Below are 17,229 nucleotides of genomic sequence, written 5' to 3' on the forward strand. Positions count from 1 at the left end.
TCTATTATAGATCATGAAAACAAAATATCTTTCCTTATATTCGTTATTATTTTTTATTTCATGTAGTCAAAATAATGATATAAAAAATTTATATACCAATGAGAGCACTTCTATTATTAATATACAAGAAGATTTAAAACAAATATCACATTTGGACTCTGTGTTTAATGATGTAACATTTCTTCCTTTTGAGACTAAAGAAGAATGTTTAATTTCTCGTATATCTACATTAAAAATCAGTGATTCACTTATTTTCATCAATGATAACAGGCGAAGATTATTAATCTTTGGAAAGGATGGAAAATTCAAAATTCAAATCGGACAATCGGGGGAAGGTCCTGGAGAATTCTTAGATTTAAAAGATTTTATTATTAATAAAGATAATATAGAAATACTTGATTTCAAAAAAATAGAAACATACAATTTTGAAGGAAAACATTTAAGTACTAAACGCTTCGATCTTTCTGATCCTAAAAAATATTGTAATCCAGATCATTTCAATTATTCACCATTAGGAGGATACTATTTATGGGGAGGAACCTTTGGAATAAAAGAGTTCGGTGCTGAATATGATCGATATATGATGTATCATGTCAACAATGATTTCAAAATTCAAAAAGGATATTTTCTCATTGAACATGGAGCAGGCTCATCACATAATCGTTTTACTAAGTATAATGATAATATAATTATTGATCCTCATTTTGGCGACTACAATATATATCAAATTGATAATAAAGGGATTGTATCCTCACGCTATTTTCTCAATTTTGGAAAAAATGCATATAGAAAAAAGATCCCTATACCTAAAAAGAATCAAAGAGAAACATATGAAGATCTAAGTAATTATGTATTAAGTTTTAATGATTTTTTCGAAACAGACAAATGGCTACATTTAACATTTCAATATCAAAACACAGTCTTTAGTGCTCTCTATAATAAAGAAAAAGAAAAATGTTTTCTTTTGAGTGCTGCAAATAAAAATCTGAAACCGGATGAGATACGTTATTGGGGAGCATACACTATAACTAAAGATCAACTGGTTATGCCTATTGAAGCTAACTGGCTCAAAATTGAATTTGATCGTTTGTCTCCTCAATACATGAAAAAAATCAACCTTAATCAATATAAAGATATAAAAGAGTCAGATAATCCGGTTCTTGTTTTTTACAAATTAAAATAGAATGAATCACATCATTCGACTATCTAATCTGAAAACTATAGTAGTTATAGCTTTTAGATCTTAATATTCGTTTCTTAGCATATTCTTTCTTTTGTTAATAATATAGAGATATGGGATATTTTAACACATTACTGTTTTTGTTTATACTTGTGTTTTCTTCTTGTAAGTATGAGACTAAAAAGCAGGAAGCATTGAACACTTTTTTTATTGAAGACTTTCAGAATAAAGTGCTTGGGGTTGATGAGCTTGCTTCTGGAATGAAATTATTACCGTTAAAATTAGGTACTGACCAGTTGATTGGAAAAATCAAAGATGTCTGTTTTATTGGTGATACTATTTATTTATTGGATGAGATGACAGCTTCTATATATTCTTTCGATATGAAAGATGGAAAATGTATTGGCCGTATTTGTAAAAAAGGAAATGGACCGAATGAGTATGTAAATCCAGTGGCTTTGTCTGCAGATTCAGGAAAATTATATGTGCTTGATATGCCAACATCTCGTATAATAGAATTTGATAAAAGTCTGAATCCTATAAGAGATCTTAAGTTTAATTTCCCTTCTTCTGACTTTATAGCAATCAATACAGGGTTCTTATTGTATAATCTGGCTCCTAACAGTGAGTTGAACAAATATGTTTATCTCAACAATAAAGGAGAATGTATAACTAGTTTTGTTCCAGTAGATAAAAATCATTCCCCTAATAATAATTCATTTGGAAACCTTGGAAAGCCTTTCGTGAAAGATGAAAATGATAAAGTTTTTGTGTCTGAATCTTATAGTAATATTATTTATAAATGGGAGAAGGAAAACTTTATTCCTATTTATCGAATAGATTTTGGAAAATTAAATGTGCCACTGAATGTGAATAAGAATAGAACAGATCTTTTTGAGGAACCATATGCGTTCCATAGTAACAGCTTTGTTTTTTCTGAAATACTGGTTCCCAGCTTTTTTTACAAGTCGCATAGATATTATGGATTTATCCCCAAATCAGGTGATAGTCCAAAGTTTGGCATTGTTAAAGATAGACAATATGATATACCGTTTTTCCCTCAATGGCAAAACGGGAATCAATTGATAGCTATAAGTCGTTACGAAGCGGTGAAAAACTATTTTGAAGATTATAAACAAGTAAAAGAAGATTCGATTGCTGAGTGTTTTGAGCCGGAACATCCAGTCTTGGTGATTTATAATTTGAAATCTATTTAATATCAAAGGTTTATAACTGAAAAAGCAACCGTTAAGCAGGGAGGTAAAACACCTAGTAATGAACACGAAAGAAATTTTTAATACATTAAAAAACTATCCAACTAAAATGAAAATAATATTTTATCTGCTACCTCTATTGGTCTTATTATCGTGTAGCCAAAATCAAAAAGCTGACAATTTATCAATAGAAGTTATATAATACTCCCCAAAACCTGGACCACTTGTGAAGTCGAATAAAAAGGGTTTAATTTGAATCAAAAAAGAGTATTTTAGAGATGGGGAAAAGAACACATTACACGGCCGAATTTAAGGCCAAGGTTGCTATTGCAGCCTTAAAGGAACAAGAAACGCTAAGTGAGTTGGTTCATCGCTTTGGAGTAAGTGCCATGACGATCAGTAAATGGAAACAAGAGTTTTTAAATGGCAGCAGCAAGGTTTTTGAGGGAGCTGGATCAGCTGAAAAAGAGGACAGTGAGGAGGAAATTCAAAAACTACATGCTACGATCGGCCGCCTGACCGTCGAACGGGATTTTTTAGCAGATGCCTGCAAGAGAGCCGGTCTAAAAAAGAAATGAGACAACTTGTAAATCCCAGGCATAAAGAGCTCAGCGTTCGTTCACAAACGGAATTATTGGAAATACCAAGAAGTACACTGTATTACAAACCGATAGGAGAAAGTCCTGAAAATTTGGAAATAATGCAAAAGATGGATAAGCACCATATTGAACATCCCACTTGTGGCGTGTTGGGGATGCAGGATATGCTTCGTTTAAATGGATTTCAGATAAACCACAAACGAATCCGACGATTGATGCGCTTGATGAATATCCGGGTCAAATATCCTCAAAAAAGCTTGAGTAATCCGGGTGCCCGCAAGTACATCCTCCCTTATCTGCTTCGAGGTCTTGACATTGTAAAGACGAATCAGGTATGGTCCATAGATATCAGTTACATTCCAATGAAACAGGGATTTATGTATCTAACAGCTATCATGGATGTGCGAAGTCGCTACATTGTGGGCTGGAGCTTGTCAAATACGCTTGAGAAAAGTGTTTGCCTGGATCTGGTTGAAGAGTCGATCAGAAAATATGGTGCACCCGAAATCATCAACTCGGATCAAGGTGTTCAGTTCACCAATCCGTCCTGGATCCAAACGCTTAAAGAAAAAGGCGTTAAAATCAGCATGGATGGAAAAGGACGTGCCAAGGATAATATCTGGATTGAACGATTTTGGCGCACGATCAAACAAGAGTATGTATATTTGAATCCGTGTGATGACGGACTGGAGCTTTATAAAGGAATCAGGAAATATATGCAATATTACAACTACAACCGGGCGCATCAGGGGATAGGAAGACAAATTCCCGGTGTGGTGTATAAAACGGTTGCCTGAGCGTTCTTTTCTTTTAAATGCAAAGAAAAGGTATGCTCCGATTCTTGAAAGGCTAAAATGAACAACCCTTCGCTAAAGCTACGGGCTGGCCTTGCATGAATCTACTCATACCTTAAAAAAGCATTGAAAAGAAAAAAACGAATAAAAATATTAAAAGGCCTTCATATAGGTAAAAGGCTGATCAAGTGGTCGAAAAAGAGGGAGTACTATATTATTTCTATAAATCTAGATAAAAAAGAAAATGAAGAAATGTCTGAGTTTATTGAAAAAATAGAGCTCGTACCTCTACATACGGATACGAATAGTATTATTTCTACTTACAAAAAAATAGACTATTGTGATGAACTTGATATGTTTATAATATTAGACAAGGAATTGGTTGTTTCTCTTTTTTCAGGGGATGGCCAATTCATTGCTAATTCAAAAAACGTAATTGGGGAAGGTCCGAATGAGTATAGAACAGCAGTCGACGTTATTTACAATCCCTTTTCAAGAGCCATAGAAATACTAAATCCATATGGAACAATATATAGATACAATACATCTTTTCAATTTATAGAGAAAATTAGTCTTGAACAGAACAGTAAAATATTCTCCCGATTTGTATCTATTAGTAATAATGAATACATTCTTACCCCTGTGATGTCTGGATACAAAGATGCTACCATAGTATTTTGCAATTATAACAAAAAGAAAATTATCAAAAGTATTAGTTATGAAGAAGATTGTATTTCTTCTATAACAATGAACTATAACCCATTCTTCACCTCCAATAATAACCTTATATTTTCCCCATTGTGTTTAAATTATAGTTTTTACCAAGTAGATCGAGTCAATCAGGATATCTCGCCTATAATAAAGCTTGATTTCGGTGATAATACTATACAAAAAGAATCATTAATCGAAAAATTTGGCAACTCTTCTCAAGAGAATGAGAATCGGGAAGATATAGAAAGAAATCTAAAAACATTAAATGATATAAACTCTTTTCTATTAAAATCAAGTGCATCTATCCCCATCATAAAATTTTTTAATGAACAATACATATATACATACAGTATACAAAACAATAATAGAATAAGTTACATTTATAATAGAAAAAATAAACAAAGCTATATGCAAACCAATAATTCTCAAACAAAACTAATCTTCTGTCTGGGTATCAATAACAATTGTTTATACTCTGCAATTCAACCTTATGAGTTAGAAGAATACGTAGATAAAAATCTTATTCATGCAGATTATCAAAGTATTGTTAGTAAAATCAATGATGAAGACAATCCCATTATCGTAAAATACTATTTAAAATAAAACTATAACATCTAAACGCAACTTTCGCAGCACCGGTCAGCGTACGAAGATACCGGCATCAACTGATACTTGTATCTTTCGAATATCTACGCCGAATAAGAGTAGACAAAGAAAGATAGAAAATACACAGATTTTAAATTTAATAACATATTTAGAAAATGGAGCAAATGATCTTCGGGGTAGCCATTATCGCTGCTATGGCTGTTGCAGACGGCTGGAATTTCAACAAGAGCACAAATGAAGTGGAAGTATCGAACAATGCCCAATTCATCTTTTTACAACAAACAACCTTTAAAAATATAATTAAATGATTTATATAAAAGCCATATTGTCAAGCGTACTTTTTTTACTTATCTGTTCATGTAACGATATAGCAAAAAATGGAGACACAAATGAACGATTAATATCTGTCAATTTAGAAAAGATTAGTAATCCAGATTTTAAAGAAATTTTTAGTTCTATAGAAATTTGTCCTTTAGAAACAAATAGTTCCTCTCTCATTGGTAATTTTTTCAATACTAAAAAAGCCTTATATATACCAAATAAATATTATGTTGTCATTGACGGCAACTATGTAATTCATATTTTCAATATGAAAGGAGAATTTATTTCGAATTCATCCAAATGTATTGGTCAAGGTCCTCAAGAATATTCCATATTACAAGATGTAGTATATAACTATCATAATAACACACTCGACATACTTGATCCTTTTGGAAATATCTCTATTTATGACATAAATTTTAATTTTATCTCAAAGGATAAAATTAAAGCACAAACAAAAGATAGATTCAGAAAATTATTTGCGCTGAATAAAAGTCAATATATTCTTTTTGACAATGCCGAGAAAGGTGTTTTTACCATTTATGATTTAAATAATAATAAAACAATTAAAAAAATATCATACGCAGGATTAATTGCAGAATCAACAGCGATTACCTCTCCTTTCAATTTCTCAAAAGACATATCATATTTTACACCTCCAGAGGTTAGCAATTATCTCTTTATATATAAAGAAAAAGAAATGGAGTTAATACCTAGTTATTACATTGAAGGAGGGAATAAAAGCATAGACAAAATAGATTTAAATACATTTAATTCGGTAGAAGAAAAATCGGAATTTATACTCAGAGACTCTCCTAAATATTCTCCTATAGACAGGCTATACAATGAAAAATATATTATATCAACATATATAAAACAGCAAGAATTATTTATTAACATTTATAATTTAGAAACAAACAACAATAAGACTTTCAAAAAAGATAAAAATGTAAGTCCTAATTTACCTTCCTTCTTTTCTATTGAAGGAAAAACCGTCTATGCCATCATTTATCCTACTGATATCGGTCAATTTATAGACAATGATCTAATTACAAATAAAAACATTCTTCAAACAATAAAAGAAGATGATAATCCATGCATTATTAAATATAAACTAAAACTATAACACCATGAGCAACAAACTCCAAGACTGTTTATCCTCCAATACACTTACAGAATACCCGAACGACCGGATATTAGTTCTATACTCTGCTGGTACTGTAAATAGCGAACAGCACGTCAAAGTAAAGATAAAGGGGAATGTTCGGGAATGATGGTAATATAACCGACAAACAGAATGAATCATATCATTCGACTTTCTGAGCTTAAAAACAGTAGGCAAAGGTAGAGAATAAACTAACTTACAATTTAATAAAAGAAAAAGAACATGAAGCAAATGATCTTCGGGGTAGCTATTATCGCTGCTATGCCCTTTCATTTTTTTAAACGTCATCGTAGTATGAAAGCAGTATTTTATATATTATCATCCATCATCGGTCTTACTTCATGCATGGAAAGACCGGACAACTCCATGATAGGCTTGTTCAAAAACAAGAGTAATGAACAAACAAAAATATCCCAAATAAAAACTGATAGCGTCAGAAATCCTTACATAATGAATTATCATAATGGGATGTTGGTTTTTGGAGATATTTTTCAACCTAAATTCATATCTATATTTGATGGATACAACGGAGACTTTTTAGGTGATTTTGCTTCACAAGGAGTAGGTCCTGATGAGTTCGTTCATATAGGTAATATTTCTTGTATTAATGATAAAATAAGTTTATGGGATGCAGGGAAATCGACATTGACATTTGCAGGAATAGATCACAATAATATATTGTCCCCAACATTCCAAAATATAAAAATCAAAGAAGATACTACACTACTTTCGGTTTTCCAGGTAATACCTCTGCAGGAAGATCTGTTTGTCGCTACAGGCATAATCAAAAATCATCGTTTTGCTTTGTTAGATAAGAACGGAAATATTCTGAAACGATTCGGCAATTATCCTAAAGATTATAAGCCAAACAATACAGACATAGAAAATGGAGCAATATATCAATGTCTTTTGACTTCTCAAAATGAAAAAAAGGTATTTGCTGCGGCATGTGGAATTGGAGAATCAATCATGTTTTATGACTTAAATAACAAAAACAATCCACATCTAATAAGAGAGTTTACATTCGATCATCCCCAATATGATCTGACTGGTGATAATGAACAACCTGTTATTTTCTCTAAAGACAGCAAAAATGGATTTATTGACATTAAATCTTCTTCAAATTACTGTATTTGTCTTTTTTCTGGAGAAGTAAGAACAGAGGTCAATGATTATGGTGGGAATAAAATACTAATATTTGACTGGAAAGGTAATCCTATAAAATTAATTGTTTTAGAACAACAATACACAAATCTAGCTATAGATGAGGAAAATAAGAGAATTCTTCTATTGGGTACGAGTTCTGAGACAAAAGATTACATCATATCTGAAATCGAATTACCCGAATAAACAAAAAAAGGATCAGCAAAACCAAACATATGCTTATTTAATGGGGAAAAAGCCGTTAAATCACATTGTAACAATCTAGAGATCTATTATGTGGAACACACAACCTTTATTTGAGATAATCTTTTTAATATCTTAAATCATGAAAAAAGTATCATTCATTCTTTCTATATTTTTATTTCTAGGATGCTCCAGTAAAAAAGAACATAATTCTAATTTCTCCATGGACCAAATAGAACAATTACAGTTAAGTAATGTCAAACCAATAAATATTCTCGATAAGGACAAGCTACTATTAGACTTCAATGTTTTTTTAACTGAAAAAGAGATCTCAATAAACGAACTTGTTGACAATGTAAAATTAATACCCCTTCAAACAACAGAAGAATCCCTTATAGCAGAAGTCAACAAGCTAATCTGTACAGAACATCATTATTTCATACTTGATTCAGATATCGGTAAAAATGTTTTTATCTTTTCCAGTGAGGGGACATTCATAAAAAGAATACCTACAGGTCAAGGTCCTGAAGAGATTTATAATCCAGGAGATATTGCCATTGATGAAGAGCAAAACCATTTGATAGTGTACAATAGAAAAGGACTTTCTTACTACGATTATAAAGGGAATTTTATTAAGAGGGAATTATTGCCATTCAATTTTAAAAATTTCAGAATAATACCTGATGGATTCCTATTCATTATTGCTCCAAATCAAAACAATCATCTCAAGGAGTTATCAAAAATGCAAGTTCTCATTACTGACAGGAATTTTCGTATTATCACAGCCGGACTTCCCTTTCACTATTCAGAAAATATCAGTTATGGTATAACAGATTATACTAGCTCACTTATGAATGAGACAAATTTTGCCTTCAAATTTTCCAATAAAATATACCAATATGTGGATACGCTTAGTATACAAGAAAAATATCAATTAGACTTTTCGGATAAAGAACTACCTGACCAATATCTAGGAATAAGCAGCAATGATATTTTTGATACTTTAAAAAACAATGACTTTTATTATTTCATGGGGAATTATATAAAAAATGATACACATGAATATTTTGCTCTTTATAACAGATATAATAAAAAGAGATTCCAAACATTCATTTTTCGAGATAAGGAAAGCGGAAAACTTATAGGAGGAAATAAAATTACTCTGAATGACAGTATTCCTTTTTTCAGCTATCCGTTGACTGCTTACAAAAATGAATTTATTGGAGCCATCAGTCCACAAGCTATAAATCACTACCTCTCTGAAAATGAAGAGAAGAGGAAGAACAATACATTGTTCGATCAACTGGACAGCGATTCAAATCCAATAGTAATAAAATATACCCTGAAATAATATATATAAATAAGATGAACATTATCCAAGTTAAACAAGTGAGGCTTAATTAAATGCTAAAAACAAATATACTCATATAATTTATACAATCCGGTATATGAAAATAGATGTCTTCATCTAAGTAATTAGCTCCGTTCAAGGTATAGATTAGTTGTTTTCATTCCATGGTTTACTTCTTATGGATTGATATTTGTAGCAATCATTCTCTTGATAGTATCTTTCATTGTCAATTTGAAACTGGAATCTTGAAATATCATCCGATACAGATCGAATTCATTTTATTGTTACCTCCCAATAGCCTCGGGTTCCGCCGATACGGGTTAGGAAGCCGTTTTCTTTCAATAGGTCGATGTGCGATTGTGCTGCAGAATTATTAATGTTCAGCTCTTTTGCCAAGGATCTGACACTTATTCGGTTATTATTCATTATCAACGTCAAAACCTCTTTTTGTCTTTCGGATAACTCGATTGTACCACCTATTGTACCACCTATTGTACCACCTATTGTACCACCTATTGAGCTACCTATTGAGCCACCTATTGAGCCACCTTGACTGCTACTTTCTGGTGTGGTTTGTGATTGTGCTAAAGCAGTCTCTTCCATATAAACCGGCTCGGACGAGGGTAGGGCTATGCGGATGAAGTTGTCGGTAATTCTAAAGCAGCTCCGATCGTAGGTTTGCAGAATACGGGGGATTCCCGATCCAAGGTATTCCACCAGATCAATATCCTTATAAATGCGCATAATTTCCTTGTTGCGGGGCAGCGAATAGCCTTCGTAGAATTCTTCTTCGTTTAAGCCCTGTATCAATCCTCCGGCCGACGTAATTTCGATGCGGTTGGCAAAGATTTCGAATTTGGGAGGAGCTTCGTTGGAAAAATCGTTATGAACTATGGCATTGATTACTGCTTCGCGCAGGGCAATGGAGTTCCACAAGCGCGACTCAATCCGCTCTTTGGAAGTTATAAGGGTTTTCGTACGGTTCTCTACTTCCAGCTTATCCAGTATTCGCTTGGTTGCCTTTATCAACGAGCAATAACCATATTCGTTGCTTTCTATCAGGTTCACCCGGTCTGTCCCGGCATATTTGGCTACTTTCATGGAATTACCGTTGTTGTCTGCCATTAGGTAAGCCACATAATTGTATTCTCGTGCTTCGGTTAGCAGTTCGAGATTGGCTGCAAACCGGTCAGTCAACGTATGCCCAGATTCATTGTAATAAATCTTAAGCTGCTCGAAGGTAAGGTCCTGGCGGGGCGATTTGATTTTACGTAGTGAACTCCGGGTACGTTTAGCAAACAGATCTTCGATCATCCGGTTAGACATAGGTTCGGCAGCCGAGCCTACCCGCAGGTAACATCCCTTTTCGGACATGCCTTGCTTGCGTAGATAGTAAGGCTTTTCGGGTCCGGAAAGGATTGTTATCTTTAAGATCTGGTAACCCTCTTTTACTTCTTGTACGATATCGAACAAGCCCATACAAGAGGGCAGTATATTGTTTTTTAAACGGTCCTTTACTTTAAGTTGTACCTCGTCCGGTTGAGGCACACCAATGGCACGTCCGTTATCGTCGACGCCCAGATACAGTATACCTCCTTCGCGGCTGTTCAAAAAAGCTACAATCTCTTTTTCGAGGCCGTCGTTTAGTTCACGTTTCAATTCGATACGGTTGGATTCGTTCATTTTAGTTCATATTTAGAATTTCACGAATCAATCCATCGCTCTGGTTCTCCAAAGCCAGAATATCGGCAGATGCGTCCAATCTTCGGAGTACAAACATTGGCAAAATTACATCCCGGTACTTACCACGTACATATACATCACGCAGACAATCGTCTGCAATTGACCAGATAAAGGATACTATTTTGTTGTGTGCTGCAGTATTCATTGAATCATCTTTTAATTATCAACCTTGTATCTTAAAATTACAATAACTACAAAGATAGACTATTTTTCAAGAATAAATAAAATAGGGAGACTTCTCATTTTGTCTTACATCAATAAAGGATTTCATTTAAGTAATTAGCTCCGTTCAAGGCATAGATTAGTTGTTTTCATTCCATGATTTATTCGTCTTCCCTTCTCCTAAATGAAAAAAAAACTTTACTTAAGTATAAAAAAAACTTTACTTAAGGAAAAAATAAATTATACTTAAGGAAAGTTTTGTCGGGACTTTTCTTCTCATTTACCGGTACTTTTTATCTAAAATGTATATACATTTGGGATGATTTATTATGACTTTCGCTGTTCAAAGATATAGGAACAATTTTCCAAAGATATAGGAATTGTTTCTCAAAGATATAGGAATGAAAAACCAAACAGGTAAGGACGTAGAAAGCAAAGGTAAATGGTTCTCGCTTGAGATTACAGGATGGAATGGCGGAGTCGCTTACGAGCCGCTTACGCTCCGGCATGACAGATGACAGAGTGTGCTGTGAAAACATTGCAGGCGGCAATGTTTGTAACTGTGAAAGAGATGAGGGCAGGCCCCTCGTAACCGTCTTGCAGGAGATGGTTGCAAACCAGTGTATGCTGCTTTGTTTAAGAGACAAGGTGGTGAGCGATACACCAAAAGGCGATGTAAATCGTCAGGTAACTGTACAAGAGATGACCGCAAGGGAATTATTGATGAAGCATCGAAAACTGTTCAGACGATGTCAGAACCGGGTCTTTTCTGTCAGACCCGGGATAAATCCGGAAGGAACCTGTTTACGGTCCGGGTGGCATCCGGTGCAAAGATAGCATGACTTGTACAGAGGCTTTTTCACGGAACGCAGGAACCTGCGCCGGGATGTGAAGGGAGAAGTTCAAGCAGAAGCCCTGCAAGAACCAGCGTACCGAGGACCGGAGGCAGGGGCGGACTGTTCCGTAGTAGCGACGAAGTTTCTGTAATGGAAATGGAGCCAAGGGAACAGCTTATTCAAGCGTAGTAAATGTACAACTATTAAAACAGGAGGATGCAAATGAAAGACGCAAAGTCGCATGAGATTTCTAAATTTTTAATCATGGATGCCTTCAAACGAGTCAAGGCAAACCATGGAAGTGCGGGTATTGACGGCGTATCGATTGAGCAGTTTGAGAAAAATCTCAAAGACAATCTCTACAAAATCTGGAACCGCATGAGTTCGGGAAGCTACTTCCCTCCATCGGTCAAACTGGTAGAAATACCTAAACCCAATGGAGACAAACGTCCGTTAGGTATACCTACGGTAGGAGACAGGATTGCTCAGATGGCAGCAGTGATGATGCTGGAGCCACAGATTGAACCCTGTTTCCACGAGGATTCTTATGCCTACAGGCCCAACCGCTCTGCACACGATGCCATCGCCAAAACACGCGAGCGGTGCTGGAAGTACAACTGGGTATTGGATATGGACATCAGCAAGTTCTTCGATTCTATTGACCACGAACTGTTGATTAAAGCAGTCAGACTTCACACCGATTGTGTATGGGTGCTGCTTTACATCGAACGGTGGCTCAAAGTTCCCTACGAACTGCAGGATGGAAGTAAAATCGACCGGGACAAAGGGGTCCCGCAAGGGTCCGTAATCGGACCTGTGCTGGCCAATTTGTTCCTGCATTACGCCTTCGACAAGTGGATGAGCAGGTATTATCCGCACATTCCCTTCGAAAGGTATGCAGACGACACCATCTGTCACTGCGCCACCCAATCCCAGGCCGAAGCACTGAAAGTAGCTGTTCAACAACGGTTTGCTCAATGTAAACTGATGTTGAACGATGACAAAACAAAGATTGTGTACTGTAAAGACAGCCGCAGAAAGGGAGAGTTTGATACAATCTCTTTCGATTTCCTTGGCTACACCTTCCGACCACGGAAGGCAAAAGGCAGAAATGGCATCAACTTTACAGGCTTTCTGCCGGCAATCAGCAACAAGGCCTGCAACCGCATCCGTGAAAAGATGCGCAGCTGGAAAACAAGGAAACAACTGTTTCTATCGCTGGAAACCCTGGCGAAAAGCATCAATCCGGTGCTTCGGGGATGGATTACTTATTATGGTAAATTTTATCCTACCCGACTCAAAATCCTGTTAGATGAAGTAAACAGACATCTTGCCAGATGGGTTACAGCCAAGTTCAAGCGCTTCAAGGGGAAACCCTATCGGGCTTACTACTGGCTGGGAAACATCTCCCGGAAAGAGTCTAAACTCTTTTACCACTGGCAGTGGGGAGTAACTCCAACAGCTAACAAGAAATGGTAATCTTATCAGACTGAATAAGAAGAGCCGTGTGATGGGAGACTGTCACGCACGGTTCTGTGAGAGGCTTGAGCTGAAATGCTCAGGCCTACTCGACTGAAATGGATCTGTCACAGCCATCTGTCATTTCCAAAACCCGCTTCAATAAAGGGTTTTGAGGGTGAAAATGATAGATGACAGATCATTTTGCAGTTTATTGCTTATCCTTGAAGTAAAAAACGTAGTAATACCATAACAGCCCTATCCAGTTAAGGGCGAGGATAGTGAGAATCCACAATCCTTTCTGTCCTTTACTGATAAAAGGGTTCTGCAATACGGCGGTTACCCCGAAGATAACACTTGCAATGGCAATAATGTAGCCTATTTCGGGCAGTCCTATGAGTGCGAGTGGGTACATGTTTCGTCGTCGTGCTTTTTCAATACCCGGTGGGGCAGGTTTCCATGGCCTATCAATTCGATGGGACATGCATACTTCTCGTTCAGCCAGTTTTCTGAGATATCGGATCCGGCATGGTAGTGGGCAGTTTCGTTTACACAGGCAATGTTCTTCACCATAGAAAGCACGGTGCCGATATCGTGCGAAACCAGTACGATGGCACTCCGTTTGTTTATTTCGTCGAGTAACCGGTAAAAGTGTGACTCGAACCGCTTGTCGACATACGAATTAGGTTCATCCAGAATGAGCACCTGCGGATCAGACACGATGGAGCGTCCCAGCAATACCCGCTGAAGCTGTCCGCCTGAAAGTTCGCCGATGGGGCGTTTTACAAGCTCTTCCAAGCCCATCTGTGCCACTACTTCGTCGATCCGCTTTTGCTGCTGGTCGTTAAATCCGCGAATCCATCGCTTTTCCGAAGCCAGTCCGGAGGATATCACATCTCTTACGGTAATGGGGAATTTCTTGTCGATATTGTTTAACTGAGGCAGGTATCCGATTCGCAGAAAAGGTACCTGTTTGCCGTCCTGATAAAACCGGATGGTTCCGGAGTTGGGTTGCAGCAGACCAAGGATAACCTTAAGCAGCGTTGTTTTACCTCCTCCGTTGGGACCGATTATACCCAGAAAGTCGCCTTCCAGTACATCCAGCGACACATCTTTCAATACGGTCTTGTTGCCGTATCCGGCCGTTACATCTTTTATCTCAATTAGCTTCTGCATCTTTTAAAGATTGGGCAATCAGAATCATCTCTTCGTGCCAATTATAGGATAGCGGATTGATTCGCACAAGCTTACAACCGGTTTCGCGGGCAATAAGTTCTGCATTCTTCTGATCAAATTCCTGTTGGATAAATACAACACGGGTATTGTTGGCACGGGCGGTGTCTACCAGCTCTTTCAACTGAGCGGGACTGGGTTCTTTACCGTCCATTTCAATGCATAGCTGTGTAAGCTGGTATTCGGCGGCAAAATAGCTTAAGGCCGGATGATAAATAATGAAGGTCCGGTTGCTAAGTCCCTCCAGCAATTGATTGATGGTTGCCTCGGTCTTTTCGATTTCGGCCAATAAGGCGTTGTAGTTGTCGAAGTAAAACTTGGTATTCTCCTTGTCGAGGGCGATAAACGCCTGCAGGGTATTCCAAGCTACTGCTTTGGCTCCGGCAACTGAGCTCCAGGTATGGGGATCGATTCCGGTGTGCTTATGACCGTGGTCGTGTCCGTGATCTTCGCCGTCGTGATCGTGCTCCTCGTGCATTTCGGCATCCGGGTTATCAATTACGGCAATACCTTCCGACAGGTCGAACACCTTCAGGTTGGGATTATTCTTTACGATATTGTCCATCCAGGCCGTTTCAAATCCGATGTAGCCGATCTTCAGGTAAGCTACGCTTTGTCCCACTTTGATCATCTGCTGGGGTGTGGGATCGTAGGTTTCGGGGCTCTGACCGGCAGGCACCACACAGTTGATTGTATATTTATCGCCGGCAATCTTTTCGGCAAAGTATCTCTGGGGTTCTATGGTTACGGATACCATCTTTTCGGACGTCTTTTTTTCTGCACACGAGAATAAAAGAAGAGAGAATAATAGAAGTGTAATCTGCTTCATGTCTATATTGTTTTAAACCACAAATATACAGAATAATTTCTTTCTATCGCAGAAGGTTTATTTGACGGCATCAAAAAGAGAGGTATATCAGCCGGAATATGTATATTTGTAACCTCAATAAAGTTTTATATAGTTATGGAACATCCATTAAGCATTTACAACACGCTTACGAGAAAAAAGGAACAGTTCGTACCTTTGCATGAACCGCATGTGGGAATGTATGTATGCGGACCTACAGTGTATGGCGATGCCCATTTGGGTCATGCCCGGCCGGCCATTACATTCGATTTGTTGTTCCGCTATCTGTCGCACCTGGGATACAAAGTAAGATACGTACGCAATATTACCGATGTGGGTCACCTTGAAAATGATGCCGACGCGGGAGAAGACAAGATTGCCAAAAAGGCCAGACTGGAACAGCTTGAGCCCATGGAGGTGGTTCAATATTACCTTAACAGGTACCACAAGTCGATGGATGCACTCAATGTGCTTCCTCCCAGCATCGAACCACATGCCTCGGGGCATATCATCGAACAGATCGAACTGGTGAAGAAGATTATCGACAACGGATTTGCTTACGAAAGCGAAGGTTCTGTTTACTTTGATGTTGAAAAATACAATAAATCGCATAATTACGGCAAACTGTCGGGGCGTAACGTGGAGGATATGTTAAATACCACCCGGGCTTTGGACGGACAGGAAGAGAAGCGCAACAGCGTTGACTTCGCCTTATGGAAGTGTGCGGCCCCGGAACATATTATGCGCTGGCCTTCGCCCTGGAGCAATGGCTTTCCGGGATGGCATTGCGAATGTACTGCCATGGGTAAGAAGTACCTGGGCGAGAGTTTCGATATCCACGGAGGCGGAATGGATCTGATCTTCCCTCACCACGAATGCGAAATTGCACAGGCTGTGGCTTCGCAGGGAAAAGAGGCGGTTCATTACTGGATGCACAACAATATGATCACCATTAACGGACAGAAGATGGGTAAGAGTCTGGGTAATTTCATTACGTTGGATGAATTCTTTACCGGCAGCCATGCTTCATTGGCACAGGCTTACAGTCCGATGACAATACGCTTCTTTATCCTTATGGCTCATTACCGCAGTACAGTGGACTTCAGCAATGAGGCTTTGCAGGCTTCGGAAAAGGGGTTGTCGCGGTTGATGGAGGCATGGAGCCACCTGGACAAGCTGAAAGCTTCTGAGGTTTCGTCTGTCGATGTAAAAGGTATTCGCTCCAAGTGTTACGATGCTATGAACGACGACCTGAACAGTCCGATTGTAATTTCTCATTTGTTTGACGCCACCCGAAGCATCAATTCCGTATTAGCTGGACAAGCTACACTTACAACCGAAGATATTGAAGAGCTGAAAAGCGTATTCAAGCTGTTTCTGTTCGATATATTAGGTATGCAGGATCTGGCAGTGGTAGCTGCGGGCGCCAATACCGAAGCATTCGGAAAAGCGGTGGATTTATTGCTCACCATCCGTAAACAGGCCAAAGATAACAAGGATTGGGCTACGTCCGACAAGATACGGAACGAGCTCACAGCGCTTGGATTTGAGATAAAAGATACCAAAGACGGTGCAGAGTGGAAGTTATCCAACTAACAGTTTCTGGAAAATATAGATAGATGAAGGGCGGCTTGACCGCCCTTTTTCTTTGTACTAAAATGA

The 17,229-nt window shown here is 37.6% G+C and carries 17 protein-coding genes; 12 read left to right on the plus strand and 5 right to left on the minus strand.

The window, feature by feature from the left end:
• The first annotated feature begins 13 nt into the window (after nt 1–13).
• The 9 genes from F5613_RS11610 to F5613_RS11650 all read left to right on the plus strand — a co-directional run bounded on the left by F5613_RS11610 (nt 14) and on the right by F5613_RS11650 (nt 9,288).
• Complete coding sequence (locus F5613_RS11610) at nt 14–1,183, plus strand: 6-bladed beta-propeller (protein ID WP_179399869.1); 1,170 nt, start codon at nt 14–16, stop codon at nt 1,181–1,183.
• A 110-nt stretch (nt 1,184–1,293) separates the two neighbouring features.
• On the plus strand, nt 1,294–2,397 hold the full coding sequence (locus F5613_RS11615; RefSeq protein WP_179399870.1) for a 6-bladed beta-propeller: 1,104 nt from the start codon (nt 1,294–1,296) through the stop codon (nt 2,395–2,397).
• A gap of 275 nt (nt 2,398–2,672) precedes the next feature.
• The gene (locus F5613_RS11620) at nt 2,673–2,972 is read left to right on the plus strand and encodes a transposase (protein ID WP_179398645.1); all 300 of its coding nucleotides are present in this window, start codon (nt 2,673–2,675) and stop codon (nt 2,970–2,972) included.
• On the plus strand, nt 2,969–3,790 hold the full coding sequence (locus F5613_RS11625; RefSeq protein ID WP_179398646.1) for an IS3 family transposase: 822 nt from the start codon (nt 2,969–2,971) through the stop codon (nt 3,788–3,790). Before F5613_RS11620 ends, F5613_RS11625 begins: the two co-directional genes overlap by 4 nt.
• 123 nt (nt 3,791–3,913) lie before the next feature.
• Nucleotides 3,914–5,101, plus strand: coding sequence for a hypothetical protein (locus tag F5613_RS11630; protein WP_179399871.1), 1,188 nt, complete (start codon nt 3,914–3,916; stop codon nt 5,099–5,101).
• 158 nt (nt 5,102–5,259) lie between these two features.
• Nucleotides 5,260–5,412, plus strand: coding sequence for a hypothetical protein (locus tag F5613_RS11635; protein ID WP_179399872.1), 153 nt, complete (start codon nt 5,260–5,262; stop codon nt 5,410–5,412).
• Complete coding sequence (locus F5613_RS11640; protein ID WP_179399873.1) at nt 5,409–6,551, plus strand: 6-bladed beta-propeller; 1,143 nt, start codon at nt 5,409–5,411, stop codon at nt 6,549–6,551. The genes F5613_RS11635 and F5613_RS11640 overlap by 4 nt, the downstream gene beginning before the upstream one ends.
• A 261-nt stretch (nt 6,552–6,812) precedes the next feature.
• Nucleotides 6,813–7,940 (plus strand): BF3164 family lipoprotein, encoded by a 1,128-nt coding sequence (locus F5613_RS11645; protein WP_179399874.1) that lies wholly within the window; start codon nt 6,813–6,815, stop codon nt 7,938–7,940.
• A 139-nt stretch (nt 7,941–8,079) separates the two neighbouring features.
• Nucleotides 8,080–9,288 (plus strand): 6-bladed beta-propeller, encoded by a 1,209-nt coding sequence (locus F5613_RS11650; RefSeq protein ID WP_179399875.1) that lies wholly within the window; start codon nt 8,080–8,082, stop codon nt 9,286–9,288.
• Between the two features lie 273 nt (nt 9,289–9,561).
• Here the strand turns inward: F5613_RS11650 and F5613_RS11655 are convergent, their stop codons facing one another.
• Nucleotides 9,562–10,971 carry an RNA-binding domain-containing protein gene (locus F5613_RS11655; RefSeq protein WP_179399876.1) on the minus strand — a complete coding sequence of 470 codons (1,410 nt, stop codon included), beginning with the start codon at nt 10,969–10,971 and terminating at the stop codon, nt 9,562–9,564.
• A gap of 1 nt (nt 10,972) precedes the next feature.
• Nucleotides 10,973–11,176, minus strand: coding sequence for a type I restriction-modification system subunit M N-terminal domain-containing protein (locus F5613_RS16455; protein WP_068181358.1), 204 nt, complete (start codon nt 11,174–11,176; stop codon nt 10,973–10,975).
• A gap of 524 nt (nt 11,177–11,700) precedes the next feature.
• Here F5613_RS16455 and F5613_RS11665 point away from each other — a divergent pair.
• Together F5613_RS11665 and ltrA are read left to right on the plus strand one after the other, a co-directional pair.
• Nucleotides 11,701–12,030: a hypothetical protein gene (locus F5613_RS11665; RefSeq protein WP_179399797.1), complete on the plus strand. Its 330-nt coding sequence runs from the start codon at nt 11,701–11,703 to the stop codon at nt 12,028–12,030.
• A 221-nt stretch (nt 12,031–12,251) separates the two neighbouring features.
• Nucleotides 12,252–13,508, plus strand: a complete 1,257-nt coding sequence (gene ltrA / locus F5613_RS11670; protein ID WP_179399435.1) for a group II intron reverse transcriptase/maturase — start codon at nt 12,252–12,254, stop codon at nt 13,506–13,508.
• Between the two features lie 190 nt (nt 13,509–13,698).
• On the opposite strand, the gene F5613_RS11675 is transcribed toward ltrA, so the two are convergent.
• The 3 genes from F5613_RS11675 to F5613_RS11685 are packed head-to-tail and all read right to left on the minus strand — an operon-like array spanning nt 13,699 to nt 15,549.
• The gene (locus F5613_RS11675; protein WP_068181352.1) at nt 13,699–13,902 is read right to left on the minus strand and encodes a hypothetical protein; all 204 of its coding nucleotides are present in this window, start codon (nt 13,900–13,902) and stop codon (nt 13,699–13,701) included.
• Entirely contained in the window at nt 13,881–14,663 is a 783-nt protein-coding gene (locus tag F5613_RS11680; RefSeq protein WP_179399877.1) for a metal ABC transporter ATP-binding protein, read from the minus strand. Before F5613_RS11680 ends, F5613_RS11675 begins: the two co-directional genes overlap by 22 nt.
• Nucleotides 14,647–15,549 (minus strand): metal ABC transporter solute-binding protein, Zn/Mn family, encoded by a 903-nt coding sequence (locus F5613_RS11685; RefSeq protein ID WP_179399878.1) that lies wholly within the window; start codon nt 15,547–15,549, stop codon nt 14,647–14,649. Before F5613_RS11685 ends, F5613_RS11680 begins: the two co-directional genes overlap by 17 nt.
• A gap of 135 nt (nt 15,550–15,684) precedes the next feature.
• Here F5613_RS11685 and cysS point away from each other — a divergent pair, with 135 nt between their 5' ends.
• Complete coding sequence (gene cysS / locus F5613_RS11690) at nt 15,685–17,163, plus strand: cysteine--tRNA ligase (protein ID WP_179399879.1); 1,479 nt, start codon at nt 15,685–15,687, stop codon at nt 17,161–17,163.
• The last annotated feature ends 66 nt before the right edge of the window (nt 17,164–17,229 follow it).

This window comes from Macellibacteroides fermentans (genome assembly GCF_013409575.1).
Taxonomy (GTDB): Bacteria; Bacteroidota; Bacteroidia; order Bacteroidales; family Tannerellaceae; genus Macellibacteroides; species Macellibacteroides fermentans.